We start from the raw sequence: 23,426 nt of genomic DNA on the forward strand, positions 1-23,426 counted from the left end.
GGTCCCGGCGGATGCGTCCAGTACGCCGACGTGTGAGCCATCGGTGACATCGGGCCTGCGCGCCGAGAGGCGCCATGCGCGGGGACGGCGGCGCGGGCGGAGACCCGTGGCTGGCCCATGAACGGAGCGCGCCGAGACCTTTCGGTTCTTCGCGCTGAAAGGGCTTGACGGATCGAGGATGGCTTGGTTGACATCCCGTCCTGGATCGCGACCAGGAAGCCAGCGCCAGCAGGGCAGTCGTACTGAAAGCGACCGCCCACGTCGGCGCCGCGACAACATGCTCCGTTATCACGACGGCGGAGCGCCGTGATTGATGCGAGGTGCGCCGATGCCCGTGGCTGGACCGCTCGATCGATTTCCGCTCTGGTTGCTCCTGGGGGTCACCATCGTGGTCCTGCTGCTCGCCTTCGAGGGGGGCTACCGGCTGGGAGCGTATCGGCTGCGTCGCTCCGAGCAGGAGCACGGGGCCCACGTGCTCGCGCTGGTCACGACCACGATGGGCTTGCTGGCGCTCGTCCTGGCCTTCACGTTCGGCCTCGCGGCGACCCGCTTCGAGGCCAGGAAACAGATGGTCATCGACGAGGCCAACGCCATCGAGACGACCTACCTGCGCGCCGGCCTGCTCCCCGGCGACCGCGGCGCGAAGGTCCGCGAGTTGCTCCGTGACTACGTGGAGTCGCGTCTGGCGGTGGTGAGGCTCGGCAACGTCGAGGAGGCGTTGCGGCGCGCGGAGGAGCTGCACCGGGAGCTATGGAAAGAAGCGGAGGCCGCCGGGCGAGACCAGCCCATCTCGAACGTCGTGGCGCTCTTCATCGAGTCGCTGAACAGGACGATCGAGCTCCACGCAATGCGCGTGAAGGTCGCCGTTCGGGGCGGTATTCCAGGGGTCATGTGGGCGGCGCTCTTCACGGTCGCGATCCTGAACCTGGCGGCCGTCGGTTATCACGCCGGCCTGGTCAGATCGCGCCGGTCCCCCACGATCGCGACGGTGGTCATGAGCCTCTCGATCGTCCTGATGTTGACCGCCGACCTCGACCGCCCGCAGGAAGGGGCTCTGACGGTGAGCCAGCAGGCGATGATCGATCTGCGTCGCATGATCGGGGATTGAGCGTCGCCCGTGCGTCGGGCGGACCGGCGACAATCGGAACGGCGCGCCCAGCCCGGCCTGGATTGATGAGCGCCGAGGGAGGGATGGAGATGACCACCGTAGACGGAACATCGACGGTCACGGGGGAGCGGGCGACCCCGCGCCTCTCCGTCGAGGAGCGCGCGGCGCGCGGCAAGGCGGAGCGCGCGGAGATCCCGCGCGCTGCCCACGCGACCTGGAAGGCGCCGCCCGATCGGCGCGATCCGATCGCGCTGCTGGAGGAGCAAGCGACGACCCGCGTGCCCGAGCTCGTGCCGATCCGCTACGGCCGGATGCTGGTCTCCCCGTTCTCGTTCTACCGGGGCGCCGCGTGCGTGATGGCCTCCGATCTGGCCGTCACGACGCGCTCGGGCCTGAGGGTGCAGCTCTGCGGCGACGCACACCTCTCGAACTTCGGGGTGTTCGGATCCGCCGAGCGGCGCCTGATGTTCGACATCAACGACTTCGACGAGACGCTCCCAGGACCGTGGGACTGGGACGTGAAGCGGCTGGCCGCCAGCATGGAGCTGGCCGGGCGCGACAACGGCTTCTCGAAGTCGGCGCGCGCCGACTTCGTCCTGACGACGGTCCGCGAGTACCGCGAGGCGATGCGGAGCTTCGCGGCGCTCCGCGACCTCGACGTCTGGTACGCGAGCCTCGACGTCGAGCAGATCTTCGACCGGTTCCGCTCGTCGGTGGGTCGCAAGCGCCTGCGCGTCACCGAGCGCAACGTCGCGAAGGCTCGGACGAAGGACAGCATTCAGGCCTACGAGATGCTGACCCGCGAGGTCGGCGGCCGGCGGCGGATCATCAGCGATCCTCCTCTGATCGTCCCGATGGATGAGTTCTTGAAGGGGCTGGCCCGCGAGCAGATCGAGCAGCAGGTGCGCGAGATCCTGCGCGGTTACCGCCGCACCCTCCAGACCGATCGGCGGCACCTGCTGGAGGGGTACGACTTCGCGGACATGGCCCACAAGGTGGTCGGGGTCGGGAGCGTCGGCTCGCGCGCCTGGATCATCCTGCTTCTCGGGCGCGACGACCAGGACCCGCTCTTCCTGCAGGCGAAGGAGGCGCAAGCGTCGGTCCTCGAGCCGTTCCTCGGAAAGAGCGAGTACCGCAACAGCGGCCAGCGCGTGGTGGCCGGCCAGCGGCTGATGCAGGCTGCGAGCGATATCTTTCTCGGCTGGCAGCGGGTGGAGGGCCTCGACGGGGTCGAGCGCGACTTCTACGTGCGCCAGCTGCGCGACTGGAAGTACTCGGTGGACATCGCCGCGCTGGATCGGGTCGTCTTGGCGACGTACGGCCGTCTCTGCGGTTGGACCCTCGCACGCGCTCACGCGCGCTCGGGCGATCGGATCGCGATGGCGGCCTACCTCGGGAAATCGGACGCCTTCGACGAGGCGATCGCCGCGTTCGCGATCGCCTACGCCGATCAGACGGAGCGCGACCACCAGGCGCTGGCGGCCGCGGTGAAGAGCGGGCGCATCCAGGCCGAGACCGGGCTCTGAGCGGCGGGCGCGTCCACGCCGCTGCCTCCTCGAAGGACGGGATCGCGCCGCAAGACATCTCCAGAAGCTGGGGGAACGCTGCTAGTTCGCGTTGACGAACTGGTCGATGAAGTCGACGGAGAGGTCGACCCGTGCATCCCAGCCGTCCGTGCAGATGGTGAAGTCGCCCGTCGTGCTGAACGATGTGACGCCGACGATGGTGGGAACGCCGTTCACGTTCATCAGCGCAGGCCCGCCCGAGTCTCCCGTGCACGTGTGGTGGGTCGCGTCGCCGAGGCCGAGCAGCGTCGGGGTGACGGTGTTGAGGGTGGTGGACACATGGCGCTTGATGCCGTCCGCCCAGTCCTCATCGCGGCCGAAGCCGATCAGCCGGACCGGCTCGCCGACGTCGGCCGCGGTCATCGGCGTGCGGTTGTAGGGCAGCGGCGCGATGGAGACGGGCTCCTCGAGGATGCCCACGGCGATGTCATACCCCGCGCGGATATTCGAGCTCGTGTACCGGGGCTCGGCGTGCACCTCTGTCACGTTCACCCAGGTGCCTTCCCCGGTGAAAACGTCCGTGCCGAAGAAGGCCGTGATGGTCGCGTTCTCCACCAGCCAGGGCTCCACGCAGTGGGCCGCCATCAGAAGCACCTTCGGAGCGATGAGCGAAGCGGTGCAGGTGGAGAACTCGGTGAAGCCATCTTCTGCTGGTTGGGCCACCTGCAGGTACGCCACCGCCGGATCGCCCTCGTCGACGGTGCCCCCGATGATGGCGGCGGGATTGCCGTCCATCAGATCGGTGGAGGTGTCGTCCACCTCTCCCGCGCACGCCGAAAGGAGGATCGCCGAAGCAAGAACAAGCTGAACTTTCATGGTAAACTCCGTCGAACTGGGGCGCCGAACAAGACCGGACGGGGCAGGGGGCCCGCGCTGGGTGCAGCGCCAGACGCGACGAGGAGCGACGACGCCGCGCGCCCGACATCGGCTGCATGGCGACGAGAGCTTCTGTTCGGTTCTCTTGATGCCGTGACGGGGATCGATCCTTCGAACTATCTTGTCGGTCCCTGATCGACCCCATGGCCGCTGGCTCACGGCGGACGCGGGCGGTCACGCGCGCGGAGACGGGCCTGTCGCCCGCCAGCGTCGGACGAGGAGCGCGCCGGCCGACGTCGACGCGGCGAGCGCCGTCACCGCCATCCAGCCCCACTGGGCGAAGAGCACGCTGCCCAGCGCGGCGCCGAGGGCCATGCCGACGAACATGCCGACGAAGAGCACGGCGTTGAGGCGGCTGCGCGCGCCGGGCTCGATGCCGTAGACGAGGGTCTGGTGCGCCACCAGCGCGGCCTGGATGCCGAGGTCGAAGGCGACGGCGCTGGCGCCGAGCAGCCACAGCCGTCCGCTCGCCGACAGCCAGGGCGACAGCGCCATGGAGGCGAAGGCCATGACCGCGAGTCCGGCGCCCATGCGCGTCACCCGTTCGGGCCCGTGGCGGTCGGCGATGCGGCCGGCCAGGGGCGCCGCCACGGCGCCGGCCGCTCCTGCCAGGCCGAAGGCGCCCGCCGCCGAGCTGCCGAGGTGGAACGGCGCGCCGTGCAGCATCACGGCGAGGGTCGACCAGAACGCGCTGAACCCCACCGACAGCAGCCCCTGGGCGAGCGTCGCGCGGCGCAGGGCGCCGTGGCGCTTCCACAGCGCGGCCAGCGAGCCGAGCAGCGCGGCGTAGCTGAGCTCCGTGGTCGGCCTGAAGCGCGGCAGGCGGCGCCACATCGCCGCGCCGAGCAGGGCGATGCTGCCCGCGGCCGCGACGAACACCGCGCGCCAGCCGAGGTGCTCCGCGACGAAGCCGCTCACCACGCGGGACAGCAGGATGCCCAGCAGCAGGCCGGTCATCACGGTGCCGACCACCTTGCCGCGGTGCGCCTCGGGGGCCAGCGTCGCGGCGGCGGGCACGATGTCCTGCGCCAGGGTCGCGGAGAGGCCGGTGACCAGGCTGGCGATCAGCAGCGTCCCGATCCCGCGGGCGGCGCCGCCGAGCAGCATCGCGGCCGCCAGGACGGCAGCCTTGGCCAGGATGATGCGTCGCCGGTCGTAGCGGTCGCCCAGCGGCGCGAGCAGCAGGATGCCCAGCGCATAGCCCAGCTGGGTCAGCGTGGGCACGAGCCCGAGCGCGCGGTCGGACGCGCCGAGGTCGCCCCCCATCACGCCGAGCATGGGCTGGCTGGTGTAGAGCGAGGCCACGGCCAGGCCCGCGCCGGTGGCCAGCAGCAGCACCAGGGCGGCGGGCAGGGGCGGCGCGGACGCGGCGGGCGGCGGCTGGGTCGCGGAGGGTGTATGCGTCAACGGAATGGCGTGCATGGTGCAGCCAGGTTGAGGCGCGTCGTTCCAGCGCTGTAGTAGCGTGGGACGTACGACGGTTATACGGTTGGCGTATGACAACGCCGGCGCCGCCCTCCTCCTCGTCGCTGGACCGCATCGCCTTGCTGCAGACCTTCGTGAGGATCGTCGAGGCCGGTAGCCTGTCGGCCGCGGCCACCCTGCTGGGGACGACGCAGCCCACCGTGAGCCGCCGCCTGCAGGCGCTGGAGCGCTCGCTGGGCCTGCCGTTGCTGCAGCGCTCCACGCACACGATGAAGCTGACCGAGGACGGCGAACGCTGCTTCGAGCGGGCCAAGGCGCTGCTGGCCAACCTGGAGGCGTTCGATTCGGACATGCGAGGCGACCGCGACCAGCCCGACGGCACGCTGCGCGTTGTCGTGCCGCACGCCTTCGGCCAGCACCAGCTCGTCGAGCCGCTGGCCGACTACCTGCGTCGCTACCCGCGTGTCTCGGTCGAGTGGCTGCTGCACGACGGGCCGCCGAACTTCATCGCCGACGGCATCGACTGCGCGCTCCTTGTCGGCGCCGTGGCCGATCCGGCGGTGGTGGCGATCCGCCTGACGGAGGTGCCGCGCATCGTGGCCGCCGCGCCCTCGGTGCTGGGCCGGGCCGCGCTGCCGGCCCATCCCTCGGACCTGGCCGGCATGCCCTGGCTCGCGCTCCGCACCTACTACCGTGACACGATCACGCTGACCCGTTCATCGGATGGTGAACGGATCGAGCTCGCGATCCGCCCGCGCATGAGCACCGACAGCCTGTATGCCCTGCGCAGCGCCGCGCTGATGGGCCTTGGCGTGTGCGTGGCCTCCTCCTGGCTGGTCGCCGACGACCTGGCGCAGGGGCGGCTGCTGCACCTCGCGCCGTCGTGGCAGGCCGATCCGCTGCCGCTCCACCTGGTCTATCCCCATGCCCGCTTCTACCCGGCCCGGCTGCGTCGCTTCATCGAGGCGATGCGCGCGTCCGTGCCGGCGGTGGTCGACGGCGCGGCGGCGCGGTAGCGATTCACGACCCCGTGGGGGCGACGCGCCGCGCGATGCCGACCACGGGCTCGCACGCCCGCCCGACCCGCCGTGCGGCACCGGATCCTCGTGCCACGGAGGAGGAAAAATCGGCTAGATGTGGACGAGGAGGGAACAGGCACATGAAGGACTCGCCTGCCTCGAGCGGCTCGACGGCCGCGCGGGCAAAAGGGCTGGAGGGCGCGCTGGTCGAGCGGATATTTGACGTGGCGCCGAATATCCTCTGTGTCCTCGACGTCAGGGACAGGCGGATCGTCGCCTGCAACCGCGCATTCGTCCGCGCGCTCGGGTTCGGCGACAAGGAGACTCCGGAGCGCGCCTGGGAGACCCTTGTGTCTCGCGTCCACCCCGAGGACCTCGACGCTTCAGCGGTTCACGCGGAGCAGCTCGGGGCGTCTCAGGACGGCGAGCCCCTCGAGCTCGCGCTGCGCGCGCGGTGCGCCGGAGGCGCCGAGCGCGTCCTTGCCCTGCGCTGCGTGGTCGTCACGCGCGGCGAGGACGGGGCGGCGCATCAGGTCCTCGTCTCGGCGGAGGATGTCACCGAGCAGAGGCGCCGTGAGGTGGAGCTGCAGAAGAGCGAGGCGCTGTTCCAGGCGTTCCTCGAGCACATGCCTGCCATGATGTTCGCCAAGGACGCCGACAGCAGGTATGTCCTGGCGAACGCTCAGTTCGAGCGGTTCATGGGGATCGCGCCGCACGGCTGCGCTGGCCTGCGGGACCTCGACATGCTCCCGGAGGACGTCGTCGCGCAGGTGAGGGCCGCCGACGACGAGGTGAGGAATACCGGTGTTGCGACGTCGTTCGAGGAGAGCGTCCCTCACCCTACAGAAGGGATGAAGCAGTTCCATTCGGTCAAGTTTCCCGTCCGGGGTCCTGGCATCCCGGACGGGACGGTCGGGGGGGCGGCCATCGACATCACGGCCATCAAGCGGGCGGAGGCCGAACGCCAGGAGGCGCAGCTTGCGGTCATCGAGGCGCAACAGGCGACGATCCGGGAGCTCGCGACGCCGCTCTTGCCGATCGCCGACGGGGTGATCGTCATGCCGCTCATCGGCACGCTCGATCCCGAGCGGGCGAGCCGGATCATCGAGGCGTTGCTCGCCGCTGTCGGTGCGCACCAGGCGGCGATCGCCATCATCGACATCACGGGGGTGAGATCGGTCGACGCCCATGTGGCGGGGGTGCTCCTGCAAGCCGCTCGCGCCGTGAGGCTGCTCGGGGCGAGGGTCGTGCTCACGGGCATCCAGCCCGCCATCGCGCGGACGCTCGTCGACCTCGGCGTGGAGCTGCAGGGCCTGGTGACAGAGGCCACGCTGCGCGGCGGCATCGATCACGCGCTGCGGACCAGGGAGCGCCGAGGGCGTTCCCTCCCAGGCTGAGCGGCCGCCTCGCCGCCGGGATCGGTTCGCGGGACGCGCGGGCGGTCGACTCCGGTAGTCTCCCCGTCGGACCACAGCGATCGCGAAGGGTGGACCTCATGCCGAAGCTTCACGAGATCCGCGCGGACCACGACGCGGAGACCATTGTCATGTACCAGGCCTACGCGCCGGCGATCGCCGAGCCCGCGCTCGCTGCTCAGCGCTTCGTCGCCCCGTTCTCGTTCGGCCGGATGACGTGGATCAAGCCGTCGTTCCTCTGGCTCATGCACCGCAGCAACTGGGGGCGAAAGGCGGGGCAGGAGCGGATCCTCGCCGTCCGCATCCGGCGTACAGGCTGGGAGCGGGCGCTCTCCCTCGCCGTCCTCACCTCGCCGGAAGCGGCGGTGTTTCGCTCGCCGGACGAGTGGAGCAAGGCTTTCGCCGAGGCCAGGGTGCACATCCAGTGGGACACCGAGCGCAACCTCCGAGGTGGCCCGCTGCCTTGCTACAGCATCCAGGTCGGCATCGGCCGCGATCTCATCCGCGAGTACGCGGAGAGCTGGGTCGTCGCCATCGAGGATCGAACCCCCCTGGTCCGGAAAATGTACCAGCAGATCCAGGCAGGCCACGCGGACAGCGCGGCGAAGTTGTTGCCGCGCGAGACGCCCTACGCCGTGGACGAGGCCATCGCCAGGCGCCTGCTCATCGACCCATGACGAGACTCCCCAAACGAGCAGAATTCTTCCAATAGATTGGCGTGAAATCCAGCGGACGGGAGGCGCTGCTGCACCTTGCTCTGCGGACGCCCCCTCACCGGCGAGGCGAGGGCGGTGAATCACCGAGGAGAGGAGAGAGCATGGCATCGAGAGCGAAGAGGATCCTGGTCATCGGCAGGAGGGCGGATATCCTCGAGCGGAGCGTGGCAGCGCTGAACCAGCAGGGGCACGCGGCGGTCGGCACGGTGAGCGCGTCGCCGGACGCGGAGTTCCACGCCGGCGACTTCGACCTCATCACGCTCGGCGGCGGCGTGGACGCCGCCACCCGGAAGCGCCTCCACGCGCGCTTCAAGGAGCAGAACAAGGAGGTGATGGTGCTGGACGTCTACGCCCCGATCGCGGGCCAGCAGATCGCCTGGGCGCTCAGGAGATCTTCCGTCGACGGAGAGCTCGGGAGCGCCTTCTCGGTGACGGAGGGCGATGAGGCGTTCGTCGCGCGCGCGACGATCGAGCGCGCCTGTACGCTGCGACTCGACATCTACAGCTACCCCGGCTCCGCCCTGGAGCCGGAGGTCGCGCGCGTCGTCGACACCTCCGTCACCCCGGGAACGCACGAGTTCAAGCTCGCGAAGGAGCTCGCGCGCGGCGGGTTCATGGCGGTGCTGACCTTGAACGGCGAGGAGCACCACCTGCACCGCCTGGAGCAGCCTGCGGGTTGAGCCGCCCATGCGCGTCGATGCCACGTCGATCGTGGACGTCGTTTGCGGGGCTGCGGGGCGCGCTCCCGGCCCGTGAGCAGCTCGCCCCCGAAGAAGGGGTGTACGATGGGGCCCATGGCATCCACGTTCGCGAGCGCAAGGCAGGCCACGGCGTCGCGGGTCATGGCGCCGGGGGTGTCCACCTTGAACGTCATCTGCGCCGGGGAGGCCCTCTGGGATCTCGCGCCTCCTGGCGGGACCTCGCTGCGGTTCCGGCCGGGCGGCGGCGCGGTGAACGCCGCGGTCGCGCTCGCGCGGAGCGGCCTCCGCGTCGGGCTCGTGGTGGCAACGCCCCCGGCCGGGCGCTCGTGGCGAGGGTCGCGGCGGCCGGCGTCGATGTCGAGGGGCCTCCGGACGCTCCACGCCCTGCTCGGCGGCCTGGCGCGCGATCGCGGTCAGTTCGCCGGGGGCGGCGGGTTGCAGCCGCAGACCGACATGCGGCCGGGCACGGTGGTCGTCCACTGGCCGCTCCAGGTCACGCGGCGGAGCTGTTCTGGACACTTCGTCTGTGCGTCGTCGTTGTTCCAGATGGGCCCGACCGGAACGTCCAGCCCCTGGACGGTGCCGCAGACCGACATCTGGCCGGGCACGGTGGTCGTCCACTGACCGTTCCACCTCAGGCTGCCACAGACCGCCGGGCATTTGCTCTGCGCATCGGCGTTGTTCCAGATCGGACCGGCGCCGACGTCGAACGCCATGGCCGTACCGAGAAGGAACACCCCGCCAGCGACCGCAAATAGACCGGCAACGAGCGTTTTATTTCTCATGATGGACTGCTCTCCCTCGCTCCCGCTGTCTGCTCTCCGGGGGGGAATCGCGGTCATGCGCGCTGGATCGAGCGCGCGCGACCATCTGATCACTTCTTGAGCTGGCCGACACGCCGTCAAGCTCTCGAGGCACCCCCCCCTCAAACACCCTGAAAAATTCACAGGGAGGCGGGGAGGCGGGGAGGAGAATCTTCAAATTCTCCCCGTCTCCCCGCCTCCCTGTTCAATTTCTCTGCTGAAAAGCGCCACGAAATAAGGGGATTCCTTGGGTCAAGCTCTCGGCGGCATTCGCACGGCGCCGGTGCTCGCATCGGCTGGAGGAGCAGGAAACGCGAGAACCTGCGGCCCGGTCGCCGGCGAGGAAGCGATCGAGGATGTGCGTGGCCGGACTCCTGCGCTGCTTCGCGGCGATGCGCTGGTCCGAGAGATATGGAATCACCCCTCGCGCGCGCGAGGCCAGAGGCCATCACGGCATGGGCGCAGGCTCGCTCTGGCCATTCCGAGCTGGAGGTGCCTGCGCGCCTTCGCTCACTTCACGACGACGTTCGCCGTCGTGAACTTGATTGTCCCGCTGTTGGACTGCGCCTCGATCAACAGCTTGACCTCGTGCAGGTTCCCCAGGCTGAGGCCGAGCCCTTCCCACTTGGTGAAGTGTTCGGAGACGGAGATGGTGCCGCACGTGCGAGCTGTCCGCCGGATGCTGAAATACTGATCGAACGTCTCACTCGGACCCGTGATGGCCGGCTTGTTCACGCGGGTTTTCTTCCACACGTCATAGGTCTCGCCGTCGGCGGTGAGCGTGCCCACCTCGTCGCGCGGCGTCCCGTCGGAAGAGAAACCTCCCGGCTTTGCGCTCCCCCAGTCGTCGAGGATGTAGAACTCGCGCAGCGGGTTGACGGTCCAGCCGTAGATGCCGATGTACGTCAAGCCGCCGCCCTCCTCCGTCTTGGTATGCGCGAACTCCGCCGAGAAGGTGCCAATCTGGGCGTGCTTCCGGGTCTGGTTGAAGTCGAGCCCGACGCGCGCAAGGAAATCCTCGACGTTGTTCCACTCCGCGCTGAAGGTGGCGCCGACGCCGTGCACCGTCATGCAGCCCGACCCGCTTCCTTCCGCCCAGAGCTCATACCCGTAACCGTTGCCCGCATTGCCTCGGCTGTTCGAGCAATACTCCCTGCCTCCGGTCAGGGGTGTCGCTGGCGGGCAGGTGTTCGCGGCGCCGCCCGCGCCCCCGCCCCCGCCGCCGTCGCCGGTCGAGCCACCTCCACCCGTCGCTCCGCCCTCGTCAGGGGACCCACCGCCGCTGCTCGCGCTGCCGCTCCCCGTGACGCTTCCGGTGGCGGGGGCAGCGCCCGCGCCCCCGACGCCCGGTTGACCACCGCTTCCGCTCTCGCCGGTCGATCCTGCGATCGAGCCGCCGCTCCCGCTTGCGTCCTTCGCCTCCCCGGAGTCGGCACAGCCCGTGAAGGCCGCGGCAGCCAGGCAAGCGGCGAGGGGACCCAGCGACCAACGAGACGGAACGAGAACCATCATGGTTGGAGCATGCCAGAGCATGCTCGTCTTGATCAAGCGAGGCGAACCGCTGGAAGGAGGGCTCGTCGCCGGGTTGCCGCATCGGACAGAAGTTTCCAGAGCCGCGCGAACGTCCGCTTCACCGCGTCGCGCCCGACACTGCCGAGTGGGGGCAAAGGTTCCCGCGCGCCTTGGCGCGTTGCCTCCTCGCCTATCGGCGCCACGGGTCGTAGGGGATCTCGGAAGCTGGCGCTCCAGATATCTGCGTGTGTCCCCGGACGTGTTCATGGCCGGCGCGTCGCTCACGGGCGTTCGATGTGGCTGCTCGGCCGAGGGCTGCAACGACGTCACCGGGACGGTGGCGACCGCAATCGTGATGGAGGGTCACGCCGACGACGCCGCGCAATAACGTAGGGCCTATCACCCACGTGGTCCGCGCGCGAGACCCGCTCGGCGTCAGCGCCCTGACGAGCCCGGTGAGCGCGAAGCCGAAGTTGCCTGGCGGCTGGAGCTGCCCTTGAGCCGGAGGGCGTTCCTTGATACGATCGGAGCATAAGTTTTCTGTGTGGGTATGCGAGTTGCAATGACCAGTCTCCCCGTCGATCCCTTCACCTGGCACCGCGTCGAGCTGCTCCAGCGCATCATTGACACCCTGCCCGATCCCATCTTTGTCAAGAACCGGGAGCATCGCTGGCTCGCCGTCAACGAGGGGTATTGCAAGCTCATCGGGCACCCGCGGGAGGCGCTCGTCGGCAAGGACGACAGGGGGTTCTGGCCCGCCGAGCAGGTCGATGTCTTCTGGGAGCACGACGATCTCGTCGTGAACACGGGCGAGCCCGACGAGAACCAGGAGGTGGTCACCGGCGGCGACCGCGTCGAGCGGACGATGTGGACACGCAAGTACCCGATGCGCGACGACGCCGGGCAGGTGGTCGGGCTCTGCGGCGTCATCACGGACATCACGAACATGAAGGGCAAGCTCGTCGCGGCCGAGCGGCTCGAGGCGGAGAATCGCGCGCAGCTCGGGATCATCGAGGCGCAGCGCTCGCTGCTCGAAAAGCTCGCGGTGCCGGTCGTGCGCATCTGGCAGGGCGTCTTGCTCCTGCCGCTCGTCGGCGCGCTGAACCAGGAGCGGGCCGCGCAGGTCACCGAGAGCGTCCTCGCCGCGATAAGCGCCGCCTCCGCGCGCTTCGTGATCATCGACGTGACGGGCGTCCCGCTCATCGACACCATGGCCGCCGAGGCCCTGCTGCGCACCGTGCAAGCCGCGGCATTGCTCGGCTGCGAGAGCGTGCTCGTCGGCATGGGGCCCGCCGCGGCGCAGACCCTGGTCGGGCTCGACGTCGACCTCGGCCGCATCACGACGCGCGGCAGCCTCGAGCGCGGGCTCGAGTATGCGCTCGGCCGCCTGTCCTACCGGATCGTCGCAGCGCGCAAGGCGGCCACCCCCCGGGAGCGGTGATGTAGCGGGCCCGGCCGCGCCCGGCCGGCGGCCACGGGCCCAGCCGCTCGGGCGTACGTGCGCGAAGGTGAAGGGCTGAAGCGGATCTACGCGGCCTTCGTCGGCTTCGGGTTCAGCTGAAGGAAGCGGCGCTGGTAGGCGTACGAGCGAAAGAGGATCTGCAGCGGCGGCTCGTTGCCGCTCTTGATCTCGAGCGTCGCGCCGTCGTCGTGCTCGGCGCAGTGCGGGATGCGCAGCGTGTAGCTCGTGCCGCCGCCGGTGCGCACCGCGATGCCCCCGAGCGCGAGCCCGGCCGCGGCGACGGCCACGTTGGTCCCGGTCTGGCCGTCGTGCGCCTTCGCCTCGATGCCGCGAGTCGCCGGCCTCGCACACACGCAGCAGCCTTGCGGCCAGTTGATCGCCTCGCTCGTCACCGGCGCCGGAAAGCCCGGCTTCGGGTGGACGTAGTCGTCGGCGAGCAAGGTGAGGACGCGCTTGTCGACGAGGTACGCGGCCTGGCACTTGTCGCAGAACGCCGGGTCTTCGGTGTGGTTGAGCTCGATCTCCGCGAGCGTCGCCTGGCAGCGCGGGCACGTCGCGGTGCCGGCCTGGTCCCTCGCGACAAGGAGCGCCCCGAACGCGAACACCGCGAACCCGAGGCCGCCGGCGAGGCAGAGCAGCCACAGCAGACCGGAGCGGTCGATCATCGCGTAGAAACAGAGGACCGAGAGGCCGGCGAGCACCGCCATGATGACGACGTACTTGATGGTAGAGCCAGTGTTGCGGGTCACGGTGGACGTCATGATCGCGACCTTAGCGCCGGTCGGCCCTCGAGCGCGCGCCGAACGCTGTCGCGGATAGAAGGTAGAGGGTAGGAGGGGAGCGCGTCCAAGCGCCCTTCCGGCGGTCCAGTACCATCCTGCCCCACATGCCGTCGACGCGATGCCCGGAGCGCGACGGGCTCGCGATCGCCGACGGCTGAACGTCTCGTGCTCGATTGGCCGGAGGGGTCGCTCCTGCTCGTCCCTGATCGCGGCTTTACACTATTTCAAAATACAACCTGCGGGCGCCCTCTTCTCGGGCGAAAACACGGCTCTCGGCCGCTCGCGATCGCGGCGCGAGCAAGGGTCTCCCTCGTCGAGCGCTTGACCCAGCGGGTTTCGCCGTTAGCCTCCAGGCATACGTATCGCTGGATCACTCCCTGGCGAAGCTCCGGGAGCTCTGTGATGATCCTCCGTCCGCTTTCTTCTATTCGAGAGGGTTGATATGACCTGGAAGTACAGGACGCCCCTGGGCGCGGCCGTGGCCGGGCTCGCCGGAGCGGCGCTGCTGGCGCCGGCGCCAGCAGCGGCCGCGCCGAACGAGGCGACTCACCAGCGCACGGCGATACCGGCCTACTGGGGGCCGGACACCGCAGGTGGAGCCGAGATGTTCGCGCGGCTCGCGCAGAATGTCCCGACGAGCGACATCGTCGTCATCAACGGGAGCGCGTCGAAGCCAGAGGCGCCGTTCAACCAGGCATGGGCCGCGGCGATCGAAGAGATCCACGACGCGGGCGCCCTGGCCCTCGTGTACGTGGACAGCGGCTATTACGGCTTCGGCTTCCCGCCGGTGGCGCCGCACGCCACCAGGCCGGACGGCCCGGGCGGCGGCGGCAGCTCGGTCGCCGACTGGACGGCGCAGATCCAGCAGGACATCGACGACTGGTACGCGCTCTACGGCGCGTACGGCGTCGACGGCATCTTCCTGGACCAGGTCGTCGCTGCGTGCGGCACCGAGGGCGCCCCGGACCTCTACGTGGACCTGTACGCGGCCGTCAGCGACTACATCAGCAACAACTACCCCGGGGCGTACCTCATCCTCAATCCCGGCATCCCGGTGGCGTCGTGTTACGAGGATATCGCCGACACCATCGTCACGTTCGAGGGCAGCTACGCCGCGTACATGCGCGACGACTTCCCGACGGCTGGGTGGCAGCTCGAGAGCACGAGCCCCGACAAGTTCTGGCACCTCATCTACGACGTGCCGGACGAGGCGGCGATGGCCGCGGTCGTCGCCCGCAGCAAGCAGCAGAACGCCGGCTTCGTGTACGCCACCGACGACCGGATCGTCGTCGACGCTGCCGGCGCCGTGGTCGGCGTTCCCTGGGATACCCTCCCGCCGTACTGGGACGCCGAGCTGGTCGAGGCGGCCGGCGTCGACGACACCCTGGCGCCCGATCCGCCGGACGGCCTCGACGCGACGGCCGCGTCAGGCACCTCGACGGCGCGCGTGACAGTGACCTGGAACAACCCCTGGGATGACGTCGCGACGGCCGGCTATGAGGTGTTCCAGGACGGTGTCTCGATCGGGACGACGTACGACAACGAGATGACGGTGGCCGGCCTGCTGCCGTCCACGAGCTACACATTCCAGGTCAAGGCCTGGGACGCGGCGGGCAACGCGAGCGACCTCAGCTGCCCGCTGTCCGTGGCCACGCCTGCGGCGGCCGCGGCGCCGATCCTGAGCCCGTCCTCGTGCCTGAGCGACTCGGTGGCGAGATACCAGGCCACGTACGTGGATCCGTTCGCTTATCGTCGCGTGTTCATCAACAGCGACAACGACACGTCCACCGGGTACGACCTCCCGCCGGGGCAGCCCGCCGGTGTCGATTACATGATCGAGAACGGCTGGCTTTACCGGCACACAGGGCCCGGCTGGGCGTGGGTCCTGGTGAGCGGGGTCTCGCCGCTGCTCTCGACGACGGACGATGTGGTTGTCTGGGAGGTGCCGACCAGCGCGTTCACCGGGGCGGCCACCACGCAGGTGGTGGTGTTCCAGGGCGGCTCGCCCGACGCCTACAGCGAGACGCTCACGGTCCCGCTGAGCACGGGCTGCTGACGGGGCGTGCCGCTTACTTGCGGGCGCGTCAGGCGGCGGAGGTGGTGGTGGCGCGGAGCGGCTTGGCGGGGAGCTCGCGCTCCCTGGCGGCGGGGACGAGCTTGGGGGCGGTCTTGAGGTGGGTGGCGTACAGGGTGAGGCCCGTGAAGGTGATGCCGCCGAGCATGTTGCCGACGACGGTCGGGATCTCGTTCCACACGATGTAGTCCATGACCGAGAAGTTGCCGCCCATGAGCATGGCCGAGGGGAACAGGAACATGTTCACCACGGAGTGCTCGAACGTCATCGCGAAGAACAGCATGATGGGCATCCACATCGCCGTCACCTTGCCGCCGACGGTGTTGGAGATCATCGCGCCGACCACGCCGGTCGAGACCATCCAGTTGCAGAGCACGCCGCGCACGAAGAGCGTCAGCATGCCGGCGGCGCCATACTCCTTGTAGCCGAGCGTGCGCGCCTCGCCGATGCCGGAGATGGCCTTGCCGATGGCGTTCGGCTCCGTGGAGAAGCCGAAGGTGAAGACGATCGCCATCATCACGGCGACGGTGACGGCGCCGGCGAAGTTGCCCGCGAAGACAAGGCCCCAGTTGCGCAGGACGCCGCCCAGGGTGACGCCCTTGCGGCGATCGATCAGCGCCAGCGGCGACAGCACGAACACACCCGTGAGCAGATCGAAGCCCAGCAGGTACAGCATGCAGAAGCCGACCGGGAACAGCATCGCGCCGATGATCGGGTAGCCCGTCTGCTGGGTGACCATCACCGCGAAGACGGCCGCGAGCGCGAGCAGCGCGCCGGCCATGTAGGCTCGGATCAACGTGTCCCGGGTCGACATGAGGACCTTGGACTCGCCCGCGTCGACCATCTTGGTGACAAATTCTGTCGGCGCCAGATAGGACATAAGCTTCGCATTCCTCCGTGAAGACGTGACCGGCGAGAGGACTCGATCTTGGCGCGCCCGCCCCTGCAGGCCGCGCCGCGCTGACCGGCGCGGCCTGGGCGGCAGCGCGAACGGATCGCATCGGCGTGTGCCGGAGCGATCGAGCTCTCACGACGTGCCGTGGAATGTAGACGAGGCTGGGTTTCGTCATTGTTTCCGTCGACGATCGAACTTCGATTTATCGAGAGTCGAGGCCTGAGGCCGCCCCTCGCTCTGCCCGTAGGCCGCCACGAAGCCGTCCACCAGCTTCTCGAGGAACGGCTGCATCGGCAGCGGCCGGCAGGTGGTGCCCGAGAGCCCGTGCTGGTGGATGAGCGCCACGAGGAGCGGCGACAGGAACGCGAGCGCGGCCGTGCGCACCGAGAGCTCGTCCTCGGGATCGAGGCGCGCCTCGCCGCGGCGCGCGTGCACGCGCAGGCGCTCCTCCATCGCGCGCACCGTCGGCTCGAGCACCCCGTCCAGGTAGCCGGGGCCGGCGACCGCGTCGAAGAGCCCCGCCGCCATCCCGGACGAGAAGAGCTGCCCGACCCCCGTCGGCACCCACGCCGCCGCGAGGCTCGACCCGAGCCCGATCAGCGACTCCCGCAGGCCGAGCTCGCCGGGCTCCGCCACCGTCGCGATGTACTGCGCCGCGCTCGTGCGCACCGTCCGCAGCGCCTCGGCCACCGCGCCCGATCGATCGCCGAAGTAGTGCTTGATCGTCGGGATCGAGACCTCCGCCTCGCGCGCGAGCTCGTGCAGGCTCGCCTGCGCCCCGCGCCGCACCACCGCCCCGAGCACCTTGCGCGCGATCACCTCCCGCGTCGCCTCGTAGTCCTGGTTCCGCGCCCCGGCCCGCCTGCCCATCGCCCTCCATTCTGCCCGCTTGACTTCGAAAAATATAATATCATAGTCGTGATAATAAACGAGGTGCCCCATGTTCGAGGACTTCGCGAACGTCTGGACCCCGGTTGCGCTGGCGGCCGACCTCCGTGCGGACCGGCCCCTCGCCGTGCGGGTGGCCGGCACCCCGCTCGTCCTCCTGCGCGACAGGGAGGGCAAGCCGTCGGCGCTCCTCGACCGCTGCCCTCACCGCGGCGTCGCCCTCTCGCTCGGCCGCGTGAAGGACGGGTGCCTCGAGTGCCCCTTCCACGGCTGGCAGATCGAGGCATCCGGCCAGGTCTGCCACGTCCCGTGGAACCCCGACGCGAAGCTCTCGACCCTCCGCGGCGTCGCCTTCCCGGCGCGCGAGCTCGCCGGCCAGATCTGGGTCTACACCGCGCCGGTCGACCGTCCCGCGACCGAGCCCGAAGCGCACGAGGCGCTCTTGAGTCCGGGCGTCCGCATCTCCGGCTTCCAGATCGAGTGGGCCACCCACTGGACCCGCGCCATGGAGAACATGCTCGACTGGCCCCACCTGCCCTTCGTCCACCGCAGGACCATCGGCAAGAGCATGGCAGGCCGCAGCAACGCGCGAATGGACATCGCATGGGAAGAGCGCCCCTGGGGCGCGCGCACCCACGTTCGCATCGACGGCAAGCCCGAGGCCGGCTCGCTCGATTTCCGCTGGCCCAACCAGATGAACCTGCACATCCCGATCCCGAACAAGCGCCTGATGATGCTCGTCGCCTGCGTCCCCATCGATGGTCAGCGCACCCGCATGCTCATGACGATGGCCCGCGATTTCCTGACGAGCCCTCTCTTCGACTTCTTCTTCCACCGCATGAACGCGCGCATCGCCGGCGAGGATCGCGCCATCGTCGAGTCCTCTTTCCCGGTCGAGATCCCCCCGGCTGGCGAGGAGCGCTCGGTCCGCACCGACGCCCCCACGCTGATCTTCCGCAAGCGCTACTTCGCGGAGCTGAAGGGCACCTCGAGCGGTATGGAGGAGGAGCCTTCGGGTCGCCGCGCCCTGCCCATGGCCCGCGGCCCGCTCCCGGAGGCGGGCGGATTCACGGCTGGATGAGCAGCCTCCCGCCCATCCAGGCTTGCCAGAAGCGTCTCTGCGAGACGTGCGCGCTCTGCGACGGGCAGCTTCAGGGCTTTGACGATGCTCTCATACAAGGTAGGAGAGGCCGGCCGTTGCCCCGGTGCTCCCAGCCTGGTATGGCTAGGGTGGCTGTCATGAGCTGGACCAAGGATGACCAGAGCAAGCTCGACCGTCTCCGTGGCAAGGAGCTCTCCGGCACGCTGACGGAACCCGAGCAGGCGGAGCTAGCGGCGCTCATGGCGCGGATCGAGGCGGAGGAGGCGGCGCTGCTTGCCCCGGAAATGGCTCGGCTGCGTGCCGAGGCCGAAGACGTGGCGGCCGAGCTGGCTCGGGTCGAGAGCGAGAACGAACAGCTCGCCCAGCTCATGGCCCAGCAACAGGCCCTCGTGGCCGACACGCGCAGGTTCCTCGAGGAGTTCGACCGGCGCCGCGCCTCCATCCTCGACGGATTTGCCCGCATCGCCGGCGGCCCGCTGCACGCTGCGTGAATGGCCGTTTCGACGGAAGCGCGCGCCATCGTCCGGGTCGCCTTCGGTGGCCAATGTGGTTACTGCGGCGTTTCCGAAACGTCCGTGGGGGGCGAGCTGGAGATTGATCACTTCCACCCGCTGGCAGCGGGTGGGTCCGATGACATCGAGAACCTCGTCTACGCTTGCACCGCATGCAACCGGTTCAAGGGCGACTATGCGCCCGCACACGATGCACCTGAGAGCTTGCGGCTCCTTCGCCCTCAGCGTGACGATCTCGGCGCGCACGTCGAGGAGACGGTCCACGGTCGGCTGATCGGGCTCACGCCTCGTGGCTGGTTTCACATCCAGCGACTGCACCTCAACCGCCCGCAGCTCGTCGAGAGGCGCCATTTGCTCCACGTCCTTCAGGCGCAGAGATCCGAGCTCTCGCGTTCACGGGAGGCGGAGGCGCGCCTGCGGCGGGAAAACGAGGTGCTCCAAGGCGAGATCACGCGTCTTCGGGCAGCCGTGGCCGCTTTGCTTGGTGGAAGCGAGCGCTGAACGCCAGGAAGACCTTCCTCCGCGGGTGGCTTCGCGGCGCTCGACGAAGAAGCGCCCGAATGACACGCCGGCCGGCCTGGTTTCAGGCCGACCGGCTACAGGAGGGTGCATGGACACCGTCGAGCGTGCCTCGACCAGCGAGCCCCCGGCTCCGGCTCCTCTCCGCCCCCGGCGCCGAACAACCCGCGCCGGCTACCGACGAGGAGATCCTCCCGACGCCGCTCGACCGCAGGAGCTGCGATGAAGCACGGCGGCGTTCACCCCGCCGCGGCGAGCACGGCCCCGACACTCGAGGTGGCGGCGCTCCTGCAGGCGCTGCTGGCGCAGCCGGTGCCGCCCCTGTCCTGGGCGCAGGAGATGCACCTCCAGCGGCGCGTCGCCTCCCGCATCGATCAGCGCGCCGCCGAGGCCGCGGAGCGGGGTGCCCGCGCCGCCCGACGGCCGCCTCTCCGAGGCCCCGCGACCGCGCTCGCCGCGGTGCTGGCCGCGGTCGTCCTCAGCGAGGTTGTCGTGCTTCGGGCGCGCCCTCCGGCCCCCGCGGCCGCGCGGGTGACCGCCCTCCAGGGCTCGGTCGAGATTGCCTCCGGCGGCGCGACGCGCTCGCCGCCGTCGCTCGCCTTGGTGCCGCTCGCGAGCGAGGACGAGCTGCGGACCGGCGAGCAGGCGACGGCGAGCGCGTCGCTGGCGACGGGCGCGACGATCGAGGTCGGGCCTTCGACCCGCGTGAGGTTCACGTCGACGGGCGCAGGGCAGGACCGCTCCGACGACGTCGTCGCCCTGGAGCGCGGCCGGGTCTCGGTCGCGGTGCCGCCGCTCGCGGCGGGCATGACGCTGTCGGTCCGCACCCCGGACACCACCATCACGGTCCACGGCACGCGCTTCTCGGTCGAGCGGCTGGTCGGCCCGGCGGGCGAGCCTGCAGAGACCCGCGTCTCGGTGGTGGAGGGGCGGGTCGCCGTGCGCCACGGCGCGGTCGAGCGCTTCGTCGGCCGGGGCGAGACGTGGTCGTCCCGCGGCGCGGAGCCCGGGGTGGCGCCGCCGGCGGGCGACGCGCAGGCGCCGCCGCGAGGGGCCGAGCCGCAAGCGGCCGATCGGGACCAGCCCGCCCGCAACGAGGCCGCGGCGGGCGCGTCGAGCGCCCCGCGCGACCCGCCCGAGGCCCCGGCGGACGCCTCGCTGTCCGCACGGAACCATTAGCGTGTCATGCGTTTCATGACGTGAGCCGGCTCGGCCGGACGGCACGCCAGTGCGTGGTTCGCGGTCGGTGCCGCTCGTTCTCGAGCGCGAGGGCCGTGTGCTGCGCCGTTGCGGTACCTCATGCTGGAGGTTGGCCGGACCTTGCTCAGCGCGATGACCGTTGCTCTACCCGCCGGCGTCACGCCCTCTACCCTGGTGGCTCGACGCTCCACGTGACGTGATCGCTCCAGCGATGGAGGCGCGGATTGAAGAGCGCCCGCGGGTCAGGGCGTCGCGAAGCACGCCTTCCCTCAGGAGACCTGGCTGGAAGGGCTCCACCTCGAAGATGCGCGCACCAATCGTCGCGAGGAGACGCTGCATTCGCACGAGCCAGGGATCCGTCTGCGCATCGAGAGGGTACGAAACCCCATATGCGGCCTCGAGCATCCCGGTGGGAATCGATAGGTCAAGCCAATCGGAGCCCGGTTCTACTCGAACCAACCACTGTTTCAGCGCGATGAGCGGCCGCTCCGGTCTGCTGTGGCTGCTCTGCCTCGTCGGCGGCCTCGGGCTCGCGGTGTTCGCGTTCGGGTCGCTGCTCGCCGCCAGGTACCCGTGCCGGTCGGCGACGGGCCGCGTTTCAGCAGGGATCAGGCTGGGGGGCACGCTTGACCGGCGCGGCGGCCCCATGGTTTAGAGTCGCATGAGATCCTCTCTTGCTCGCGGCGCTCGGCCGTGGGTTGGCCTCTTCGCCGGCGCTCTTGCCATCGGCTGCAGCAGCGTCCGCCCGCCGGCGAGGCCCAGCGCTCCCGTGACCGCTCCGGCCCCACCGGCCGCGCCCCCGGTGAGCGTCGTGTTTCAACCGAGGGGGACCGTAGTATTCCTGCTGGCGTTGCCGGAGCGGAAGGTGTGGTGGAGCGACGAAAACTACCTGACCCTCTTCGGCCGCCAGGAGTCGGCGGAGTCCGCCGATCAAGGGCGCTTTTCGGCCATCGCCTCGCTCCCCATCAACAACCTCCTCCCGCGGAGCATCGTTCTCACCCCCGACGGCGCCGACGCCATTGCGATCTTCTCGGTCGCCACCTCCACCTGGGAAGGGCGCATCGAGCACCCTCCGTACACCCAGGTCGTGGAGCGGTGGAACCTGGCCACGCGCACCCGGCGCTGGTCGCGCACGCTCCCGGCCCTGCCGATGATCGGTACCTATGGGGACAGCGATGTGGTGGTGCTGGGGCCACACGGCCTGTACGCGACCCGCTGCATCAAGGTGGGCGCTCCCTCCTGGGACACCCGATGCTACGTCGCCGCGCTCGACGAGCGCACGGGAGCGCTCGGGCCCACGGAGACGCTCTCGTATACCGACTTCTCATTCTCGTGGAGAGGTGAATTTCAACAGGTGTCGGCAGGGCGGCGCTTCGCCCTCGTCGCTGCCCATTCGAACAGCTCTCCCTATTTCCTGATCTTCGATGACCGGGGGCGCCGCGCCGGGTGGGTGAATGCGTCGTGCGCTCGCTTCGCAGAGGGCGGCTCGGAGGAGAGGCCCACGATCCTGATCGACGAGCAGAGCTCCCTCGAGAAAAACGCCTCCCTCTACGGCCGTTTCAACCTGATCAAGCACGCGAGCGCCTGCCAGTTGCAGCAGGATTCGAAGGAAGCGGAGGCGCACCTGAACAGCCGGAGCCTGCGGCATAGCGGGTTCAGGTGGCTCGGCGGGGGACGCCGGATCGTCTGGAGCTCTTTGACCCAGCGCGGCCTGGAGTGGGACGAGCTGCCCAGGGCGCACGTCCTGGATGTCGACCGCGTGGGTCTCCCCGGGCCGCTGCCCGCGCCGCCCGGCATGGAGAGAGAGCGCGTGCTGCTCTCCGGATCGGGCTCGGATCTGTATGCGCAAGCGGACAAGCGCCTCTTTCGTCTGGAGGAGACCGGCTTCGTGCTCGATTCGACGCCACCGGCGCCGCCCTATGTCCTGAGCCACCGAGAAGATGCCATCCTGGGGTTTCACTACGAGGGGCTCGACGGTAGCAAGTACCGCCTCGTGCTGGGCAAGCGCCAGCCGGACAAGGGAATCACCTGGCAACGGATCTCCGCCGTCTCACAGTTCACGCCTGACTTCGTCTCGTTCGAGGACGCGGGGCGCCCGCGGGTCCTGATCGCCGGCGGGAAGGCGGGGCTGCAGTGGATCGACGCGCGGACGGGCCAAATGCTCCTGCGGAGCTGCGGGCGCGGCGCCGAGCCGCCGGGCCGCTGCAGCGACAAGGGCGAGACGGACTACCGCGGGCTGGTGATGTCGAGCGATCGCAAGACGGCCTTCACGATGCACCTGGGCCTGCAGAGCATCAGGTACAACAATTCCTTCGACGAGATCGAGCTCTCCACGGGAAAGATCCTGCGAAGCTTCCCAGCGCCGGACTGGGATACGGCGGCCCCCCTGGACTTGCCCATGGGCTGGGTGGAGAAAGAGCGCCGGTTCTGGATCGAGGGAAAGCTGCCGCTGACCAAGCGGGCCTCCGTCACCATGGTGACCATCCCCGAAGGCGGCGCCTCACCGCGCTACGACTCCTTCGCCGCCCTGGGGTGGTACCCGGACTTCGGCGCCGATCCCGAGGGTCGCTTTTTCATGTTCGGGCGCGATCACGACACGATCGATGTCTTCGCCCCCGATGGCACCCTGGTGGTCACCCTGGGCACGCCCGACGACGGCGCCTTCGCGCAGGCAAGAGACGGTCGTTTCGCGTGCACGGGCGGCGCCTGCGACGAGTTTCGATGCGTGGTGGGGGACGTGGCTCGTCCGGTCACCGATCCGGCCTGCGCCGCCTTTCGCGTGGAGGGGTTCTCGATCCTCGAGGAGCTCGCCCGCGTCCGCAAGGCGAGCGAGTGAGCGCCACGACAGCAGG

Annotated in this window: 20 protein-coding genes; 13 read left to right on the forward strand and 7 right to left on the reverse strand. The window is 69.7% G+C overall.

The features are described 5' to 3' along the window. The first annotated feature begins 328 nt into the window (after positions 1 to 328). Together WME96_RS43785 and WME96_RS43790 are read left to right on the forward strand one after the other, a co-directional pair. Positions 329 to 1,108, forward strand: a complete 780-nt coding sequence (locus tag WME96_RS43785; protein WP_437287471.1) for a hypothetical protein — start codon at positions 329 to 331, stop codon at positions 1,106 to 1,108. 83 nt (positions 1,109 to 1,191) lie between these two features. Then, entirely contained in the window at positions 1,192 to 2,634 is a 1,443-nt protein-coding gene (locus WME96_RS43790) for a DUF2252 domain-containing protein (protein WP_437292420.1), read from the forward strand. Between the two features lie 81 nt (positions 2,635 to 2,715). On the opposite strand, the gene WME96_RS43795 is transcribed toward WME96_RS43790, so the two are convergent. Together WME96_RS43795 and WME96_RS43800 are read right to left on the reverse strand one after the other, a co-directional pair. Next, complete coding sequence (locus tag WME96_RS43795) at positions 2,716 to 3,432, reverse strand: S1 family peptidase (protein ID WP_437287472.1); 717 nt, start codon at positions 3,430 to 3,432, stop codon at positions 2,716 to 2,718. 291 nt (positions 3,433 to 3,723) lie between these two features. Then, the gene (locus WME96_RS43800; RefSeq protein WP_437292421.1) at positions 3,724 to 4,971 is read right to left on the reverse strand and encodes an MFS transporter; all 1,248 of its coding nucleotides are present in this window, start codon (positions 4,969 to 4,971) and stop codon (positions 3,724 to 3,726) included. Between the two features lie 74 nt (positions 4,972 to 5,045). Between WME96_RS43800 and WME96_RS43805 the strand changes: the two genes are divergently transcribed. From WME96_RS43805 to WME96_RS43820, 4 genes are all read left to right on the forward strand, one after another. Further along, positions 5,046 to 5,990 carry a LysR family transcriptional regulator gene (locus WME96_RS43805; protein ID WP_437287473.1) on the forward strand — a complete coding sequence of 315 codons (945 nt, stop codon included), beginning with the start codon at positions 5,046 to 5,048 and terminating at the stop codon, positions 5,988 to 5,990. A 35-nt stretch (positions 5,991 to 6,025) separates the two neighbouring features. Beyond that, the gene (locus tag WME96_RS43810; protein WP_437287474.1) at positions 6,026 to 7,390 is read left to right on the forward strand and encodes a PAS domain-containing protein; all 1,365 of its coding nucleotides are present in this window, start codon (positions 6,026 to 6,028) and stop codon (positions 7,388 to 7,390) included. A 98-nt stretch (positions 7,391 to 7,488) separates the two neighbouring features. Then, positions 7,489 to 8,085 (forward strand): DUF4291 domain-containing protein, encoded by a 597-nt coding sequence (locus WME96_RS43815; protein WP_437287475.1) that lies wholly within the window; start codon positions 7,489 to 7,491, stop codon positions 8,083 to 8,085. A 140-nt stretch (positions 8,086 to 8,225) separates the two neighbouring features. Next, positions 8,226 to 8,804 carry a hypothetical protein gene (locus WME96_RS43820; protein WP_437287476.1) on the forward strand — a complete coding sequence of 193 codons (579 nt, stop codon included), beginning with the start codon at positions 8,226 to 8,228 and terminating at the stop codon, positions 8,802 to 8,804. Between the two features lie 434 nt (positions 8,805 to 9,238). On the opposite strand, the gene WME96_RS43825 is transcribed toward WME96_RS43820, so the two are convergent. Both WME96_RS43825 and WME96_RS43830 read right to left on the reverse strand, forming a co-directional pair. Beyond that, on the reverse strand, positions 9,239 to 9,667 hold the full coding sequence (locus tag WME96_RS43825; protein ID WP_437287477.1) for a mannan-binding protein: 429 nt from the start codon (positions 9,665 to 9,667) through the stop codon (positions 9,239 to 9,241). 471 nt (positions 9,668 to 10,138) lie between these two features. Continuing rightward, entirely contained in the window at positions 10,139 to 11,407 is a 1,269-nt protein-coding gene (locus WME96_RS43830) for a glycoside hydrolase family 11 protein (protein WP_437292422.1), read from the reverse strand. Positions 11,408 to 11,702: 295 nt separating this feature from the next. Here WME96_RS43830 and WME96_RS43835 point away from each other — a divergent pair, with 295 nt between their 5' ends. Then, the gene (locus WME96_RS43835; protein ID WP_437287478.1) at positions 11,703 to 12,581 is read left to right on the forward strand and encodes a PAS domain-containing protein; all 879 of its coding nucleotides are present in this window, start codon (positions 11,703 to 11,705) and stop codon (positions 12,579 to 12,581) included. 86 nt (positions 12,582 to 12,667) lie between these two features. On the opposite strand, the gene WME96_RS43840 is transcribed toward WME96_RS43835, so the two are convergent. After that, positions 12,668 to 13,363, reverse strand: a complete 696-nt coding sequence (locus WME96_RS43840) for a hypothetical protein (protein WP_437287479.1) — start codon at positions 13,361 to 13,363, stop codon at positions 12,668 to 12,670. 463 nt (positions 13,364 to 13,826) lie between these two features. Between WME96_RS43840 and WME96_RS43845 the strand changes: the two genes are divergently transcribed. Beyond that, positions 13,827 to 15,440, forward strand: coding sequence for a spherulation-specific family 4 protein (locus WME96_RS43845; protein ID WP_437287480.1), 1,614 nt, complete (start codon positions 13,827 to 13,829; stop codon positions 15,438 to 15,440). 28 nt (positions 15,441 to 15,468) lie between these two features. Here WME96_RS43845 and WME96_RS43850 read toward each other — a convergent pair whose 3' ends face one another. Both WME96_RS43850 and WME96_RS43855 read right to left on the reverse strand, forming a co-directional pair. Next, positions 15,469 to 16,338 carry a formate/nitrite transporter family protein gene (locus WME96_RS43850; protein ID WP_437287481.1) on the reverse strand — a complete coding sequence of 290 codons (870 nt, stop codon included), beginning with the start codon at positions 16,336 to 16,338 and terminating at the stop codon, positions 15,469 to 15,471. 186 nt (positions 16,339 to 16,524) lie between these two features. Continuing rightward, positions 16,525 to 17,223 (reverse strand): hypothetical protein, encoded by a 699-nt coding sequence (locus WME96_RS43855; RefSeq protein WP_437287482.1) that lies wholly within the window; start codon positions 17,221 to 17,223, stop codon positions 16,525 to 16,527. Positions 17,224 to 17,293: 70 nt separating this feature from the next. Here WME96_RS43855 and WME96_RS43860 point away from each other — a divergent pair, with 70 nt between their 5' ends. The 5 genes from WME96_RS43860 to WME96_RS43880 all read left to right on the forward strand — a co-directional run bounded on the left by WME96_RS43860 (position 17,294) and on the right by WME96_RS43880 (position 23,410). After that, positions 17,294 to 18,322 carry a Rieske 2Fe-2S domain-containing protein gene (locus WME96_RS43860; protein WP_437287483.1) on the forward strand — a complete coding sequence of 343 codons (1,029 nt, stop codon included), beginning with the start codon at positions 17,294 to 17,296 and terminating at the stop codon, positions 18,320 to 18,322. A gap of 158 nt (positions 18,323 to 18,480) precedes the next feature. After that, on the forward strand, positions 18,481 to 18,834 hold the full coding sequence (locus WME96_RS43865) for a hypothetical protein (protein ID WP_437287484.1): 354 nt from the start codon (positions 18,481 to 18,483) through the stop codon (positions 18,832 to 18,834). Continuing rightward, entirely contained in the window at positions 18,835 to 19,356 is a 522-nt protein-coding gene (locus tag WME96_RS43870; protein ID WP_437287485.1) for an HNH endonuclease, read from the forward strand. It abuts the gene before it with no gap. A 240-nt stretch (positions 19,357 to 19,596) separates the two neighbouring features. Then, on the forward strand, positions 19,597 to 20,553 hold the full coding sequence (locus tag WME96_RS43875; protein WP_437287486.1) for a FecR domain-containing protein: 957 nt from the start codon (positions 19,597 to 19,599) through the stop codon (positions 20,551 to 20,553). 823 nt (positions 20,554 to 21,376) lie between these two features. Next, positions 21,377 to 23,410: a hypothetical protein gene (locus WME96_RS43880; protein WP_437287487.1), complete on the forward strand. Its 2,034-nt coding sequence runs from the start codon at positions 21,377 to 21,379 to the stop codon at positions 23,408 to 23,410. Positions 23,411 to 23,426: the final 16 nt, after the last annotated feature.

The organism is Sorangium sp. So ce406, from assembly GCF_051474675.1.
GTDB classification, from domain to species: domain Bacteria; phylum Myxococcota_A; class Polyangia; order Polyangiales; family Polyangiaceae; genus Sorangium; species Sorangium cellulosum_G.